This window comes from Luteibacter jiangsuensis (genome assembly GCF_030812295.1).
Lineage (GTDB): Bacteria > Pseudomonadota > Gammaproteobacteria > Xanthomonadales > Rhodanobacteraceae > Luteibacter > Luteibacter jiangsuensis_A.
On record NZ_JAUSSK010000002.1, the window covers coordinates 420,250 to 434,125 of the forward strand.

General features: G+C 65.1%; 13 protein-coding genes. 5 read left to right on the forward strand and 8 right to left on the reverse strand.

Annotation, left to right across the window (positions count from 1 at the left end):
- Positions 1 to 38: 38 nt before the first annotated feature.
- Positions 39 to 1,262, reverse strand: a complete 1,224-nt coding sequence (locus J2T07_RS07255) for an MFS transporter (RefSeq protein ID WP_306848582.1) — start codon at positions 1,260 to 1,262, stop codon at positions 39 to 41.
- A 52-nt stretch (positions 1,263 to 1,314) separates the two neighbouring features.
- Positions 1,315 to 2,241, reverse strand: a complete 927-nt coding sequence (locus J2T07_RS07260) for a LysR family transcriptional regulator (RefSeq protein ID WP_306848583.1) — start codon at positions 2,239 to 2,241, stop codon at positions 1,315 to 1,317.
- A gap of 110 nt (positions 2,242 to 2,351) precedes the next feature.
- On the opposite strand from J2T07_RS07260, the gene J2T07_RS07265 reads away from it, so the two are divergent.
- The gene (locus J2T07_RS07265) at positions 2,352 to 3,401 is read left to right on the forward strand and encodes an NAD(P)-dependent alcohol dehydrogenase (protein WP_306848585.1); all 1,050 of its coding nucleotides are present in this window, start codon (positions 2,352 to 2,354) and stop codon (positions 3,399 to 3,401) included.
- Between the two features lie 74 nt (positions 3,402 to 3,475).
- Here the strand turns inward: J2T07_RS07265 and J2T07_RS07270 are convergent, their stop codons facing one another.
- On the reverse strand, positions 3,476 to 3,928 hold the full coding sequence (locus J2T07_RS07270; protein WP_306848587.1) for a winged helix-turn-helix transcriptional regulator: 453 nt from the start codon (positions 3,926 to 3,928) through the stop codon (positions 3,476 to 3,478).
- Positions 3,929 to 4,008: 80 nt separating this feature from the next.
- Here J2T07_RS07270 and J2T07_RS07275 point away from each other — a divergent pair, with 80 nt between their 5' ends.
- From J2T07_RS07275 to J2T07_RS07290, 4 genes are all read left to right on the forward strand, one after another.
- Positions 4,009 to 4,803, forward strand: a complete 795-nt coding sequence (locus J2T07_RS07275) for an SDR family NAD(P)-dependent oxidoreductase (protein WP_306848589.1) — start codon at positions 4,009 to 4,011, stop codon at positions 4,801 to 4,803.
- 211 nt (positions 4,804 to 5,014) lie between these two features.
- Positions 5,015 to 7,567 carry an FtsK/SpoIIIE family DNA translocase gene (locus J2T07_RS07280; RefSeq protein WP_306848591.1) on the forward strand — a complete coding sequence of 851 codons (2,553 nt, stop codon included), beginning with the start codon at positions 5,015 to 5,017 and terminating at the stop codon, positions 7,565 to 7,567.
- A gap of 167 nt (positions 7,568 to 7,734) precedes the next feature.
- On the forward strand, positions 7,735 to 8,613 hold the full coding sequence (locus tag J2T07_RS07285) for an RHS repeat-associated core domain-containing protein (RefSeq protein WP_306848592.1): 879 nt from the start codon (positions 7,735 to 7,737) through the stop codon (positions 8,611 to 8,613).
- A complete protein-coding gene (locus J2T07_RS07290) occupies positions 8,594 to 9,022 on the forward strand; it encodes a DUF4279 domain-containing protein (RefSeq protein ID WP_306848593.1) in 429 nt (142 codons plus the stop codon). Before J2T07_RS07285 ends, J2T07_RS07290 begins: the two co-directional genes overlap by 20 nt.
- 78 nt (positions 9,023 to 9,100) lie before the next feature.
- Here J2T07_RS07290 and rbsB read toward each other — a convergent pair whose 3' ends face one another.
- The 5 genes from rbsB to rbsK are packed head-to-tail and all read right to left on the reverse strand — an operon-like array spanning position 9,101 to position 13,775.
- Positions 9,101 to 10,036: a ribose ABC transporter substrate-binding protein RbsB gene (gene rbsB, locus J2T07_RS07295; RefSeq protein ID WP_306848594.1), complete on the reverse strand. Its 936-nt coding sequence runs from the start codon at positions 10,034 to 10,036 to the stop codon at positions 9,101 to 9,103.
- A gap of 20 nt (positions 10,037 to 10,056) precedes the next feature.
- Positions 10,057 to 11,001, reverse strand: coding sequence for an ABC transporter permease subunit (locus tag J2T07_RS07300; protein ID WP_306848595.1), 945 nt, complete (start codon positions 10,999 to 11,001; stop codon positions 10,057 to 10,059).
- A 1-nt stretch (position 11,002) separates the two neighbouring features.
- Positions 11,003 to 12,484 carry a sugar ABC transporter ATP-binding protein gene (locus J2T07_RS07305; protein ID WP_306848596.1) on the reverse strand — a complete coding sequence of 494 codons (1,482 nt, stop codon included), beginning with the start codon at positions 12,482 to 12,484 and terminating at the stop codon, positions 11,003 to 11,005.
- Positions 12,484 to 12,882 (reverse strand): D-ribose pyranase, encoded by a 399-nt coding sequence (gene rbsD, locus J2T07_RS07310; protein WP_306848597.1) that lies wholly within the window; start codon positions 12,880 to 12,882, stop codon positions 12,484 to 12,486. The genes J2T07_RS07305 and rbsD overlap by 1 nt, the downstream gene beginning before the upstream one ends.
- Positions 12,879 to 13,775 carry a ribokinase gene (rbsK, locus tag J2T07_RS07315; protein ID WP_306848598.1) on the reverse strand — a complete coding sequence of 299 codons (897 nt, stop codon included), beginning with the start codon at positions 13,773 to 13,775 and terminating at the stop codon, positions 12,879 to 12,881. The genes rbsD and rbsK overlap by 4 nt, the downstream gene beginning before the upstream one ends.
- Positions 13,776 to 13,876: the final 101 nt, after the last annotated feature.

Consider the following 13,876-nt stretch of genomic DNA (forward strand, 5'->3'; position numbering starts at 1 on the left):
GCATGTAGCCCCATCTGAGCGTGCAGCCCGATGGGGCGTCAGCAGGGCTCTGGCGCGGCGGCGATGGCGCGGCGCTCGTTGGTGACGGACACCGACCAGATCGCCAGCCCAGCGATGGCCAGCAGGCTGCCGACCCATCCCGGCGACGTCCACCCGTACCCGTGCGCGATCGCAAGTCCGCCGAGGAATGGCCCCAGCGCGTTCGCCGTATTGAATGCCGAGTGATTCAACGAAGCCGCCAGTCCCTGCGCGTCGCCCGCGACATCCATCAGCCGTGTCTGCAATACGGTGCCGAGTGCGCCGCCGATGCCGATGAGGAAGACGTCGAGCCCGAGTGTCCAGACATTGCCGGCAGCCAGCGGAAACAGCGCCAGCATCACCATGCTCCACACGAGTAATCCGCCCGCGGTGCGCATCAGCGCGCGGTCGGCGAACACGGGCACCACCATGTTGCCGACGGTCAGGCCGACACCGAAGATGCCGATGACCCAGGGAACGGTGTGCAACGGCATGTGCGTGACGGAAATGAGGATATCGGCCAGGTACGTGTAGACGGCGAACATGCCGCCGAAGCCGATGGCGCCGATGGCCAGGGTGAGCCACACCTGCGGACGTTTCAGTGCGCCGAGTTCCCGTAGCGGGCTGGCGTCCTTGTCCGCCGCGACTTCCGGTGCGAATACCGCCACGGCCGTCATGGTTGCGATGCCGAGCACGGCGACGAGCGCGAACGCCCAGCGCCACCCCACGGCCTGGCCGAGCCAGCTGGCCAGCGGCACGCCCACCACCGTCGCGAACGTGAGGCCGAGGAACATCTGGCCCACGGCGCGGGTCCGCCGGTTCGCAGGCACCAGGGAGGAGGCGACCAGGGCCGCCACGCCGAAGTACGCGCCGTGCGGCAGTCCGGCGAGGAAACGGAACACCAGCATCCAGTGATAGTTCGGCGATAGCCCCGTGAGGCCGTTGAAGACCGTGAACATGGCCATCAGAAGCAGCAGCAGGCGGCGGCGCGGCACGCGCGCACCCAGCACCGTCATGATCGGCGCTCCGACCACCACGCCCAGCGCGTAGGCACTGATGACGTGGCCGGCGGTGGGCGCATCGATGCCGAGCCCCTGCGCGAACAACGGCAGCATGCTCATCGAGGCGAACTCGGTGGTGCCGATGGCGAAGCCGCCCACGGCCAGGGCAAGGATCACCAGGCCGACATGGGGGGCGCGGACGGGCGGCGTGCCCGGAGCGATCGCGGGAGCGGTGGAGGTCATGGAAGGCCCGGAGATAAGGGGCGCATCGCCTTGGTGCGACGCAGCATGCCGTCTAGGATACGCCCGGTGCCCGGGCGGTCGCCACCGTCCAGCGGGCGTCGCGGACGAATTCCACGAAGGCCCGCAAGGCCGAGGTCACCCGCCGCTGGCGCGGGTAATACAGCATGAAGCCCGGGTACGGAGGGCACCAGTCCTCCAGCACGCGGACAAGTTTCCCCTCGCGAACGAGGTCCGCCACCTGGTCTTCCAGCACCAGGGTCACGCCGATGCCGGTAAGGGCGGCTTCGACGGAAAGACGGAAGTCGCCGAAGGTGACACGACCGCGCACATCCAGGTCGAGCTTCGTCGCGCCCTGTTCGAATTCCCACTTGTAGAGACGCCCGCTGGGAAAGCGAAAGCGGATGCAGTCGTGTTGGAAGAGGTCGTTGGGATGCTTCGGCATGCCGTGCGTGGCGAAGTATTCCGGTGAGGCCACGCACGCGCCACGCTGCTCGCCTCCGATCGGCACCGCGATCATGTCTTCGGGCACCGCTTCGAGAAAGCGGATGCCCGCATCGAATCCGAGCGCGACGATATCGACCAGGCTGTCGTTGTCCACCGCCTCGAAGTGGATATCCGGATAGGTGGCGAGGAACCGGGGCAGGAGCTCCGGCAACAACAATTGGGCCGTCACCCGCGGCATGTTGATGCGCAAGGTGCCGGCGGGCGTCGCGCGGAAGTTGTTCATTTCCTCCAGCGCTTCGTTCACGTCGGTGAGCGCCGGCTGCAACCGTTCGAGCAGGCGCTGCCCCGCCTCGGTCAGCGAGACACTGCGTGTGGTCCGGTGAAACAAGGTCACGCCCAGCCGCTCTTCGAGCCCGCGGATCGCGTAACTGATCGCCGACGTGGACAAGGTGAGTTCCGCCCCTGCCTTGCGGAAGCTGGCGTGGCGGGCGACCGCGGCGAAGGCCGCGAGATGGGAAAGGTTATCGGGTCGCATGATTGTGAAGGATAACTCAACGATTCGTGCCGTAATCCCCGCTGGCGAGAACGATTGTTGAACCATTACCGTTACCGGCTACCGAACCACTCCAGAAGAGGATGACTCCCATGTTTGAAGTCCGCGGATTCGCCGCCCCCCAGGCCAAGGCGCCCCTCGTTCCCTTCACGGTTCCGCGCCGCGACGTCGGTCCCCACGACGTCCACATCGAGATCCTCTACAGCGGCATCTGCCATTCCGACCTGCACCAGGCCCACAACGACTGGGGCAACTCCATCTATCCCATGGTCCCCGGCCACGAGATCGTCGGGCGTGTGAAGGCCGTCGGTTCGGCGGTGAAGAAGTTCAAGGTCGGCGACTACGCCGGCGTCGGTTGCATGGTCGACTCGTGCCGTGAATGCGAGTCGTGCAAGCGCGACCTCGAGCAGTACTGCCTGAACCACACGAGCTTCACCTACAACGGTACGGAACAAGACCGCAGCACGCCGACCTATGGCGGCTACTCCACCGACGTCGTGGTCGAGGAGCGTTTCGTGGTGAAGGTGTCCGAGAAGCTCGACCTGAAGGCGGTCGCGCCGCTGCTCTGCGCCGGCATCACCACCTATTCGCCGCTGCGTCACTGGAACGTCGGCCCGGGACAGAAGGTGGGCGTCGTCGGCCTGGGTGGCCTCGGCCACATGGGCGTGAAGTTCGCCAAGGCGATGGGCGCGCACGTCACGATGATCACCACCTCGGCATCCAAGGGAGCCGACGCGAAGCGTCTCGGTGCCGATGCCGTGCTTCTGTCCACGGATGCGGAAGCGATGAAGGCGGCCGCCGCCAGCTTCGATTTCCTGCTCAACACGGTGCCGGTGTCGCACGACCTGAATCCGTATATCAACCTGCTCAAGCTCGACGGCACGATGGTGCTGGTCGGTGTGCTGACGCCCATCGACGGCATGATCGGTGGCGCGTTGATGCTCCCGCGCCGCACGATCGCCGGCTCCGCCATCGGCGGCATGGCGGAAACCCAGGAAATGATGGATTTCTGCGCTGAACACGGCATCGTTTCCGACATCGAGCTGGTCGATATGGCCTCGATCAACGAGACCTTCGTGCGCCTGACCAAGAACGACGTGCGCTATCGCTTCGTGATCGACATGGCGACCATGCCTGGCTGAGGCGGGAGCCGTTCGTAGCCGGGGCAGCTCCTACGGGCGGCCCCGGCCGACCGTGCAGGCGTTCAGGTCCCGCGTTAGGCCGGGTGCCATCCCTCGGGCATTTCCAGGCGCATCGACAAGCCGCTGAGCGGCTTGCCCGTCGACTCGTCCACCACGACCGCCCGCACCGGGCAGCCAGTCTCCTCGTTGACGAGGTGGCTGAGTTTGCCGTCGCCGTTGTACCGGCGACCCCACTCGCCCATGGCCGCGAGGATCGGGATGAAATCCTGGCCCGCCTGGGTCAGCACGTATTCGTCGCGCGGTGGGCGTTCGCTGTAGCGGCGCTTTTCCAAGACGCCCGCCTCGGTCAGGGACTTCAATCGGCGGGACAGGATGTTCGGCGCGATGCCCAGGCTCGTCCGGAACTGGTCGAACTGCGTCATGCCGCGGCTGGCGTCGCGGAGGATCAGCGCACTCCATGCGTCGCCCACCAGGGCGAGGCTCCGGGAGATCGCGCAGGTACCTGAAGAAAGTTTGTCGATGTCCATTGCATTATGATAGTGAAGTCACTATCGTAGGGAAACCTAGTTACTATCACTTTGCAAGTAACCCCTGCGGAGTCATCGTCATGAGCACTGAAAACAAAGGTACGGCCCTGGTCACAGGCGCTTCTTCGGGTATCGGCGAGGTTTACGCCGAGCGTCTGGCCGATCGCGGCTACGACCTGATCCTGGCCGCCCGCCGCGTGGATCGACTGGAGGCGGTGGCCCGGAAGATCGGCGCCCGCACGGGCCGCAAGGTCGAGGTGTTGCGCGCCGACCTGACCGATCGCAAGGACATCTCGGCCGTGGAGCGCCGTCTCGCCGAGGACGCGTCGATCACCCTGCTGGTCAACAACGCGGGTGTGTCGCTCGACGGCAGCCTGCTCGAGAACGGCAGCGAACCGATCGAGAAGCTGATCACCGTGAACATTCTCGCCCCCACCTTGTTGACCGCGGCGGCCGCGAAGGCCTTCGTGGCACGCGACAAGGGCGGCATCATCAACATCGCTTCGGTGTTGGCTTTCGTCCCCGAAATGTTCGACGGCATCTACAGCGGTTCGAAGGCCCATCTGGTCAACATCACCCAGAGCCTGGCGGCGAAGGTGCAAGGCACGAAGGTGCGCGCGCAGGCGGTGTTGCCGGGCGCCACGCGTTCGGAGATCTGGGAAAAGTCGGGCAAGGACGTGGATGCGCTCCTTCCGGGCATGGTGATGGAGACGGCGGACCTGGTCGATGCGGCGCTGGTCGGATACGACCGTGGCGAGGTGGTGACGATTCCTCCGCTGCAGGATGAAGCGCAGTACAAGGCGTTCGAGGCGGCGCGGTTGGCAATGGGGCCGAACCTCTCGCGCAAGGAAGTGGCACCGCGCTATCGCGTGTGATGTAGCGAAATCGCCGACAGGGTCGGCTCCCCCCAGGCTGCCCCGAATCGCCGATGAATCGGCTCCCACCAGGTCGCGGTCGCCTGCTCGGTGGGAGCCGACCTTGTCGGCGATGCTCTCCAACACGAACAGTGGCTTACCACCACTTCCGTTTGGGCGTCGCACGAATGCGCGCTAAACTGTAGAACTTGCTAGGTTCTCGCGGTTAGGCATGCTCTCCTTCGTGTTCGGTGCCTTCGGGCTGTCCACCCTTTGGCTGCTTCCCCTGCTCTGGCGTCTCGGCGTCGCGATGGTTCGGCGGCGACGCCCGCCGACCGTCGGCCCCGGTGCGATTCGCTTCTGGGCGGGCTTCCTTCTCGTGCTGCTTTCGAGCGCCACGCTCGAAGGAATCGTCCTGTCGCACTACACGGACGACCCCTCCGCGGGAGGCGCGCTGTGCCATTGGCTGGCAGGGGCCGTCTCGGGCTTCCCGGGCTTTGCGGCGTTGCTCTGCGTCGCCGCCGTCGTGGTCGCCTTGCCGTGGTATCTGGGCGTCCCCTGGTCCGCTTTCCTCGTGCGTGGCAACGCGCTGGTCGAACCGCTGGGCGTGCTCGTTCTCGGTGGCATGCGGCGCTTGTTCGCGCGCTCCGCGACGCGCGCGACGGGGAGGCGCTCCGTTCCCGCGGTGCGTCGGCCGGACCGTGCGTCCGTTCGGAGGAAAACGAAGGCGGTCGCTTCACGTCCGGCACCGGCAGCGCACACCCCTAGCGTGGAAACATCGCGCCGCGAACCTGTTCCGGCCGGGCGGCCCTCCGTGGCCACGCCGGTGCCGCCGCGGCATCGGGAGCGGCCGGACACGGTGATTCGTGAGCCCTGGCTGGCGCCGAAGATGGCGGCGGCTGCGGTGGGCGGATCGGACGTGGTGGCGCGCGCCGTGGAGCGTGAGGCGAGGTTTGAATCGCCGACAGGGTCGGCTCCCACCGGGCGGGGCATCGCGACGCCGGTCGAGCATGTTGCCGAGGTGGTTTCGCATAAGCGCTCAGACGATGTGTCCTATAGCGCGCCGTCAGTCAGCGCAGCAGTGACTCCAGCCATTGCGCCATCGGTTACACCGGCAGTGTCTCCAGTAGTCGCACCATCGGTCACCCCGGCCGTAACTCCAGCCGCCGTGCCGTCTGTTGCGCCTGTTCCGGTCGCTCCCGTGTCGCGATTCGCCATCGCGGCTAACGACGAAATGCCTGTGGAGTCGACGCCTGTCGTCGCGCTTGCGCCGGTTCGTCCTTTGCGAGCGACGGACACGAGTGGTGTCACGGTGCCGCCGCTCTCCCTGCTTGCCGCCGCGCCGGCCAACGCCACCACCGCGGTCTCCGAACAGGAGCTCGTCGATACCGGCGAACTGATCGAGCAGCGCCTGCGCGAGTTCAAGGTGCCGGTGCAGGTGGTCGGTGCTTCCGCCGGTCCGGTGATCACGCGTTACGAGGTCGAGCCTGCCGTTGGCGTGCGCGGCAACCAGATCGTCGCCTTGATGAAGGATCTTGCCCGCGGTCTCGGACGCACGTCGATCCGCGTGGTGGAGACCATCCCCGGCAAGACGTGCATGGGTCTGGAGTTGCCGAACGAGCAGCGGCAGATGATCGCCTTGTCGGAGATCCTCGACTCGGCCGAATACCGCGATTCCGATTCGTTGCTGACGCTGGCCATGGGCAAGGGCATCACCGGCGAGCCCGTGGTGGCCGACCTGGCCAAGGCACCACACATGCTGGTCGCGGGAACGACGGGCTCGGGCAAGTCGGTCGCGGTGAACGCGATGATCCTGTCGATGCTCTACAAGGCCACGCCCGACGACGTGCGCATGATCATGATCGATCCGAAGATGCTGGAGCTTTCGGTCTACGAAGGCATCCCGCACCTGCTCGCGCCGGTGGTGACCGATATGAAGCTCGCCGCCAACGCATTGAACTGGTGCGTGGCGGAAATGGAAAACCGCTACAAGGTGATGTCGGACCTGCGCGTGCGCAACCTCGCTGGTTACAACCAGAAGGTCCGCGAGGCGCGGGCCGCCGGCAGGCCATTGTTCAACCCCTTCCCCGCGCATCCGGAAGTGCCCGAGCACCTCGACACGTTGCCGATGATCGTGGTGGTGATCGACGAGCTGGCCGATCTGATGATGGTCGCCGGAAAGAAGATCGAGGAACTGATCGCGCGGCTGGCGCAGAAGGCACGCGCCGCGGGCATCCACCTCATCCTCGCCACGCAGCGCCCGTCCGTCGATGTCATCACCGGCTTGATCAAGGCCAACATCCCCACGCGCGTCGCTTTCCAGGTGTCGTCGAAGATCGACTCGCGCACCATCCTCGATCAGATGGGCGCGGAAAGCCTGCTCGGCCAGGGCGACATGCTGTTCCTGCCGCCTGGCACGGGCTATCCGCAACGCATCCACGGCGCCTTCGTCGCCGACGAGGAAGTGCATCGCATCGTGGCGTGGCTGAAGCAGTTCGGCGAGCCCGACTACAAGGACGACATCCTCGCCGGTCCCGCCAGCGAAGCCATCGACGGCGAACCGGGCGAAGACGGGATCGACGCCGAGCTGGACCCCCTTTATGACGAAGCGGCGGCGTTCGTGCTCCGCTCGCGCCGCGCGTCGATCTCCTTCGTGCAACGCCAGTTCCGCATCGGCTATAACCGCGCGGCGCGCCTTGTCGAGGCGATGGAGGCCGCAGGTCTGGTTTCGTCGATGGGCATCAACGGCCAGCGCGAGGTCATTGCGCCGGGGCCGCAGGACTAGCTGCAATTACCCTTCCTTGACACAGATAGAAAATTAAGGTGGCATTGAACAGTCGCGAACGAGGCGACGCAGGGGGAACAGGGATGAATCAGTGTTCGTCGACATCGGCGGGGGTAGCGCGTGCTCGAAAGCTAAATCTATGGGTATTCCTGGTTTTAGGAGCACTATTGCTTACGCCACTGCTTGCTGAAAGTGCTCCTACAAAAACAGTCACCTATTATTTGACTGATCCACAAGGCAACGTCGTGGCAACGACGGATGCAAGCGGAAATGTTACTGCTCGGTTCGATTACCGCCCATACGGAAGCCCGGCAGCTGCTGATGCACCGGGTAATCAACCAGGGTATGCCGGTCACATCGAGGAGAGAGAATCTACATTTTCATACATGCAGGCACGGTATGACGATCTGGAGATAGGTCGCTTTCTCAGTACCGATCCCATCAAGCCAACTCCTGGCGACGTGTTCGGAATCAACCGATACGCGTACGCGTCAAACAGCCCCATGGTGAATATCGATCCTACTGGTATGGACGATTGTTCGACTGCGGGTGGTTCCGATCAGGCCCCGTGTCCTCAGACGCCGTCTCCGAGCACGCCCTCTCCATCTCCTGGAGATGCGGTCACGCTACCAGTAATTCCCGTAACGCCAACAACGTTGCCCGTTCGTACCTCACCACGTGTCACGTTGGTACCTGTCCCTCTGATCGTTGCTCAGGCAGCGGTGGCCGGTCTCTTCTTTGTCGACTCAAACCGCTTCAACGAATTAGTGTTCGATCATCAAAGCTGCTATGGCTCGATAAGCTGCGGTACTTCCCAACCTAACATTGTCTATAGTCGTCCCCCCGGTGTTTGGCCTGCCGACAAGGGAGCGGAGGAATGGGGGAGGCGCAATGGGGTTGGAAAGAACGAAGGACGTAGACGTTTCCATGACATCAAAGGAGACGACAACGCTCATAGCGGTGGGAAAGCTGACTGGGGCGTCAACCCCGAAACAGGGGACGTCTACGATCCAGAGGGAGAAGTGCATGGAAACCTGGGAGAGTAACTCCTTGCTGCAAGCTACGCTGTACGTAAAGGGCGCCGATCTCGAGGTGGATCAAGTTTCAGTTTTGCTGGGCGTCCCACCGACCAACATCTACCGAAAAGGCGAACCCAAGATCCGAGGCAGGGATAGGCCGGTGTATGCCACCAATACGTGGAAGTTGTCGTTGAAGCGGCAATCGTTGGACGTGAGCGCCATCCTTCTTGAGTTGCTAGCGATGCTTAAGCCGAAAGTGGACCCAGTGAAAATTCAAGGCGCCGATGACGTGTTCATCGACATCTTCATGGCCAGCACAGTCGAAGCCGGCAACCTTGGCGCATCGATAGAGTGGCAGTTGACGACTGATGCTCTGCACGCGCTGAATCGTTTCGGGTTGCCCGTGCGCTTCTCGGTATGCAACGTGGAACCTTGAGTCTTCCCTCCCACCCGGCTGGGACGCATGAAAAAGGCCGGGCCACCTCGAGGTGGCCCGGCCTTTCAGTCAACGCGCTTATTCCTTGGTGAGGAGCTTCAGCGGCACGGCGATCGACTTCTCGACCGGCTGCTTGTCGATGAGTTTCTTCGCCGTCTCGACGCCGAGCTTGCCGATTTCTTCCGGCTGCTGGGCGACGGTGGCGGCCATCTCACCACTTTGCACGGCGGCCTTGCCATCCGGCGTGCCGTCGAAGCCGACGACCAGCACCTTCTTGTTCTTGCCGGCGAGGGCCTGCACCGCGCCCAGGGCCATTTCGTCGTTCTGGGCGAAGATCGCCTGCACGTCGCTGTTGGCCTGGAGCAGGTTCTCGCTCACCGAGAGGCCCTGCGCACGGTCGAAGTTGGCGGGCTGCTGTGCGACGACCTTCATGCCGGTGGTGGCGATTTCGTCGTCGAAGCCCTTGCCGCGCTCGCGTGCCGCCGAGGTACCGGCCACGCCCTGCAACTCGATGATGTTGCCCTTGCCGCCCAGCGCCTTGGCCAGGTAATCGGCGGCCATCTTGCCGCCGGCGACGTTGTCGGAGGCGATGTGCGAAGCGACTTCGGCGCCATCGACGCCGCGGTCGAGCGTGACCACGGGGATGTTCGCACGCTGCGCGGACTGCACCGCGCCGGCCAGGGCCGACGAATCGGTGGGATTGAGCAGGATCACCGATACGCGCTTCTGGATCAGGTCTTCCACGCTGGAGATCTGGCGCGCGGGATCGTCTTGCGCATCGACCACGACGAGCTGCACGCCGGCGTCCTTGGCGGCCTTCTGGGCGCCGTCCTTGAGTTCGACGAAGAACGGGTTGTTCTGCGTGGACAGCGCGAGGCCGACCACGGGGGTGCCCGAGGGCGCGGCGCCGCCGGCGGTCGCGGCGGCTGCCGGCGCGGATTCGCCCGGGCCTTGTTGCGAGCAAGCCGCGAGAAGCGTTGCCGCGGCCGCGGCGAGGAATGTCAGTTTGCGCATGGTGTGTTCCCTCGTTGTTGTTATTGCCGCCTGTCGAGCAGGACGGCGATCAGGATGACGATGCCCTTCACCACCTGCTGGTAGAAGGAGCTTACGCCGAGCAGGTTGAGACCGTTGTTCAGGAAGCCGATCAGCAGCGCGCCGACCAGGGTGCCGAAGAGCCAGCCACGGCCGCCGGAGAGGCTGGTGCCGCCGAGGACCACGGCGGCGATGGCGTCCAGCTCGTAGCCGGCACCGGCGGTGGCCTGCGCGGAATACAGGCGCGAGGTGAGCACGATGCCGGCGAAGGCCGATAGCAGGCCCGAGAGACCGTAGATTGCCAGCTTCATCGGTGACAGGCGCACGCCCGACAACCGGGCCGCTTCCTCGTTGCCGCCGATGGCGACCACGTGCCGGCCGAACACCGTGCCGCGCAGCAGGAAACCGCAAAGGACGAACGCGACGAACATCCAGATCACCGGCAGCGGGATCAGGTTGGCCACGTAGCCACCACCGAGCAGCGCGAAGCCGGAGTTGGTCACCGGAATCGGGCTGCCTTGCGTATACGAGAGCGTGACGCCGCGCAGCAGCGTCATCGTGCCAAGGGTCGCGATGAACGGGGCGACCTTGCCCCAGGAAACCAGCGCGCCGTTGACCATGCCGAGCACGAGGCCGAGCAGCAAGCCCGCGCCTGCCGACAGCACCAGCCCGTGGCCTGCGGCCATGAGGCCGGCCGTCACCGCACCCGTGAGCGCGAGGATGGCGCCGACGGACAGGTCGATGCCGCCGGCAAGGATCACGAAGGTCATGCCGAAGGCGATCAGTGCATTGATGGAGACCTGGCGCAACACCGTGAGCAGGTTACCCGTGGTGAGGAAGTCCGGACTCATGATCGAAAGCACGATGAAGAGCAGGGCCAGCCCGATCACCGAGCCCAGGCGCTGGAGAAGCGTACCTGCCCGACTCCAGTTGAGTTGCAGCGTCATGTCACTTGCCTCCGGTCGCGGCGGTCATCACGGCTTCCTGGGTGACGCCGTGGGCTTCGAGCAGGGCCGTCGCCCGGCCCTCGTGCATGACCAGGATGCGGTCGCTCATGGCGAGCACCTCCGGCAGTTCCGAGGAAATCATGAGGATGGCCACGCCCTGCTCCGCGAGTTGATTGATGATGTGGTAGATCTCGGCCTTGCCGCCGACGTCGACGCCGCGAGTAGGCTCGTCGAGGATGAGCACGCGCGGCTTCAACGCCAGCCACTTGGCCAGGACGACCTTTTGCTGGTTGCCGCCGGACAGGGCGCGCACGTCGAGTTCCATGTCGCGCGTGCGGATCTTCAGTGCGTCGATCAGGCCGCGCGTCTGCTTCTTCTCGCCCGGGCGGTCGACGAGGCCCGCACGCGCCGGCACGCGTGGCAGGCTGACGTTCTCGCGCAAGCTCATGTCGAGCACCAGGCCCTGCGCCTTGCGATCCTCGGTGACGAAACCGAAGCCGGAGTGGATCGCCTCGTTCGGCGACTTCGGCGTCACCACCTTACCGTCGAGGGTGACCGTGCCTTCACTGAGCTTGTCGAGGCCGAACAACAGGCGCGCCAGTTCGGTGCGCCCCGCGCCGAGCAGGCCGGCCACGCCGAGCACTTCGCCCGAATGCAGGTCGAAGCTCACGTCCTTCACCATGCCGCCGGTCACGTGTTCGACCTTCAGGCGAACCTCGCGGATGTTCGGCGTACGCGTGGGAAAACGGGCGTCGAGCGTGCGCCCGACCATCATCTTCACCACCTCGTCGAAGGCCAGGCCGGGGACTGGGCGCGTACCGACGAAGTGACCGTCGCGAAGCACCGAGATGCGATCGCACAGGGCGAAGATCTCTTCCATGCGGTGCGACACGTAGACGATGCCCGTGCCCTGCGCGCGCAGGTCGCGGATGAGCTTGAACAGCGTGTTGGTCTCGTGTTCGGTGAGTGCCGCCGTCGGTTCGTCCATGATCAGCACGCGTGCGTTCTGGCCGAGCGCGCGCGCGATCTCGACCATCTGTTGCTGGCCGACCGAAAGGCGTTCGATCAAGGTGCCGGGGTCGAGACGTTCCATGCCGACGCGGGCCAGCCACTCCATCGCGCGCTTCGTCATCGCGCGATGATCCAGCAGGCCGAAGCGCTGAATCTCGCGGCCGAGAAAGAGGTTGTCCGCGATGCTGAGCGCGGGAATCAGGTTGAGCTCCTGATGGATGATGGCGATGCCGTACTTCTCGGCGTCCGCGGGCGTGGTGATCGACGCCGGCTTGCCGTCCACCTCGATGGTGCCGGAGTCCGGCGCGTAGATCCCGGTGAGGATCTTCATCAAGGTGGACTTGCCCGCGCCATTCTCGCCCATCAGGGCGTGCACTTCGCCCGGCAGCAACTCGAAAGCCACGCCTTCGAGCACCTTCACCGGGCCGAAGGCCTTGTGGATGTCTTGCATCCGGACCAGGGGCGCGTTCATCAGAAAGTGACGCCGGCGTGCAGGATCACGTTCGCGTAGGGCGAGGTCTCGCCCGTGCGGATCACGGCGACGGCGCGCGCGGCCAGCTGCTTGAGTTCGTCATGGGACACCTCGTCGACGGTCAGCCCGTCATTGGCGAGGCGCAGGGTGAGCGCGACGAGCGCGGGATTCTTCGCATGGATCTCGCGAGCGACGGTAACGCTTTCCACGGCCAGTTCGGCGTATACCGCTTCGAATACCGCCGCGAAGGATGGGGTGCCGGGCAGTACCGCCAGGTCGATGCAGGGCACGCCATGGGGGACCGGCAGTCCCACATCGGCGATCACCAGCGTGTCGGTATGGCCCATCGCGGCAATGACGCGGTTGAGTTCGGCGTGCAGCAGGCCGCTACGTCTCATCGATGTGTCTCCAGGAACGCCGCGAGTTCGTCGGCGCGCGGCATACCGTCCTGCGCGCCCAGACGGGAGACCGCGATCGCGGCGGCGGCGCACGCCTTGCGCACGGCCGTGTCGAGTCCCTCGGCGAGGTACACCGCTAGAGCGGCATTGAAGGTGTCACCGGCGCCCGTGCTATCCACGGCGTCGACCTTGAAACCCGGCTGATGCCTGGGCTCGTCGTCCTTGTCGCGGAACCACGCGCCGTCCTCGCCGCGGGTCAGCACGACGGGACAGGGGGCGCGACGCATGAGTTCGCGGAAATCGGATTCACCTTCCGCACCGAGCACCGTGGCGAGTTCGTGCTGGTTCGGCGTGAGGAAGCGCACGTGCGACAGCCATTCGACCGGCAGGCGCTGCGCAGGGGCGGGATTGAGGATGACCGGTGCACCTTCTTCCCGTGCGATGCGCAAGGTGGCCTCGACCGCGTCGAGCGGGATTTCGAGCTGGACCAGGACGGCATCGGCACCGCGGATGAGTTCGCGCGCGGCCTCGACCTGCGCGGTGGTGACCCGCCCGTTCGCGGCGGGCACCACCACGATATTGTTCTCGCCACCAGCGACGGTGATCGATGCGGTGCCGCTGCCGATGCCATCGATACGGGCGACGTGGCCGACATCGATGCCCTCGGCGGCGAGTCCGTCATAGAGCTGCTTGCCGAAGGCATCGTCGCCGACGCAGCCGACCATCGATACCGAGGCACCGAGCCGTGCGGCGGCTACCGCCTGGTTCGCGCCCTTGCCACCGGGAATCGTAAGGAACCGGTCGCCGGTGAGCGTCTCGCCCGGGTCGGGAAAACGCGGCGCGAGTGTGACCAGGTCCATGTTGATACTGCCGACGACGACGATTCGCGTCATGCTGGTTTGCTCCGGAGTAGGGATCGCGGAACGTCCGGTGTTCGCTGGTGGATGCGGGATGGCGCGCAAATATACGCCTTGCACGCGCATGTTGCTTTCAT

Bases quoted from the DNA above. Each gene is read 5' to 3' on its own strand.
- J2T07_RS07260 (WP_306848583.1), bottom strand. From the start codon at position 2,241: ATGCGACCCGATAACCTTTCCCATCTCGCGGCCTTCGCCGCGGTCGCC.
- J2T07_RS07290 (WP_306848593.1), top strand. From the start codon at position 8,594: ATGGAAACCTGGGAGAGTAACTCCTTGCTGCAAGCTACGCTGTACGTA.
- J2T07_RS07275 (WP_306848589.1), top strand. From the start codon at position 4,009: ATGAGCACTGAAAACAAAGGTACGGCCCTGGTCACAGGCGCTTCTTCG.
- J2T07_RS07265 (WP_306848585.1), top strand. From the start codon at position 2,352: ATGTTTGAAGTCCGCGGATTCGCCGCCCCCCAGGCCAAGGCGCCCCTC.
- J2T07_RS07280 (WP_306848591.1), top strand. From the start codon at position 5,015: ATGCTCTCCTTCGTGTTCGGTGCCTTCGGGCTGTCCACCCTTTGGCTG.
- rbsD (WP_306848597.1), bottom strand. From the start codon at position 12,882: ATGAGACGTAGCGGCCTGCTGCACGCCGAACTCAACCGCGTCATTGCC.
- rbsB (WP_306848594.1), bottom strand. From the start codon at position 10,036: ATGCGCAAACTGACATTCCTCGCCGCGGCCGCGGCAACGCTTCTCGCG.
- J2T07_RS07300 (WP_306848595.1), bottom strand. From the start codon at position 11,001: ATGACGCTGCAACTCAACTGGAGTCGGGCAGGTACGCTTCTCCAGCGC.
- J2T07_RS07255 (WP_306848582.1), bottom strand. From the start codon at position 1,262: ATGACCTCCACCGCTCCCGCGATCGCTCCGGGCACGCCGCCCGTCCGC.
- J2T07_RS07305 (WP_306848596.1), bottom strand. From the start codon at position 12,484: ATGAACGCGCCCCTGGTCCGGATGCAAGACATCCACAAGGCCTTCGGC.
- rbsK (WP_306848598.1), bottom strand. From the start codon at position 13,775: ATGACGCGAATCGTCGTCGTCGGCAGTATCAACATGGACCTGGTCACA.
- J2T07_RS07270 (WP_306848587.1), bottom strand. From the start codon at position 3,928: ATGGACATCGACAAACTTTCTTCAGGTACCTGCGCGATCTCCCGGAGC.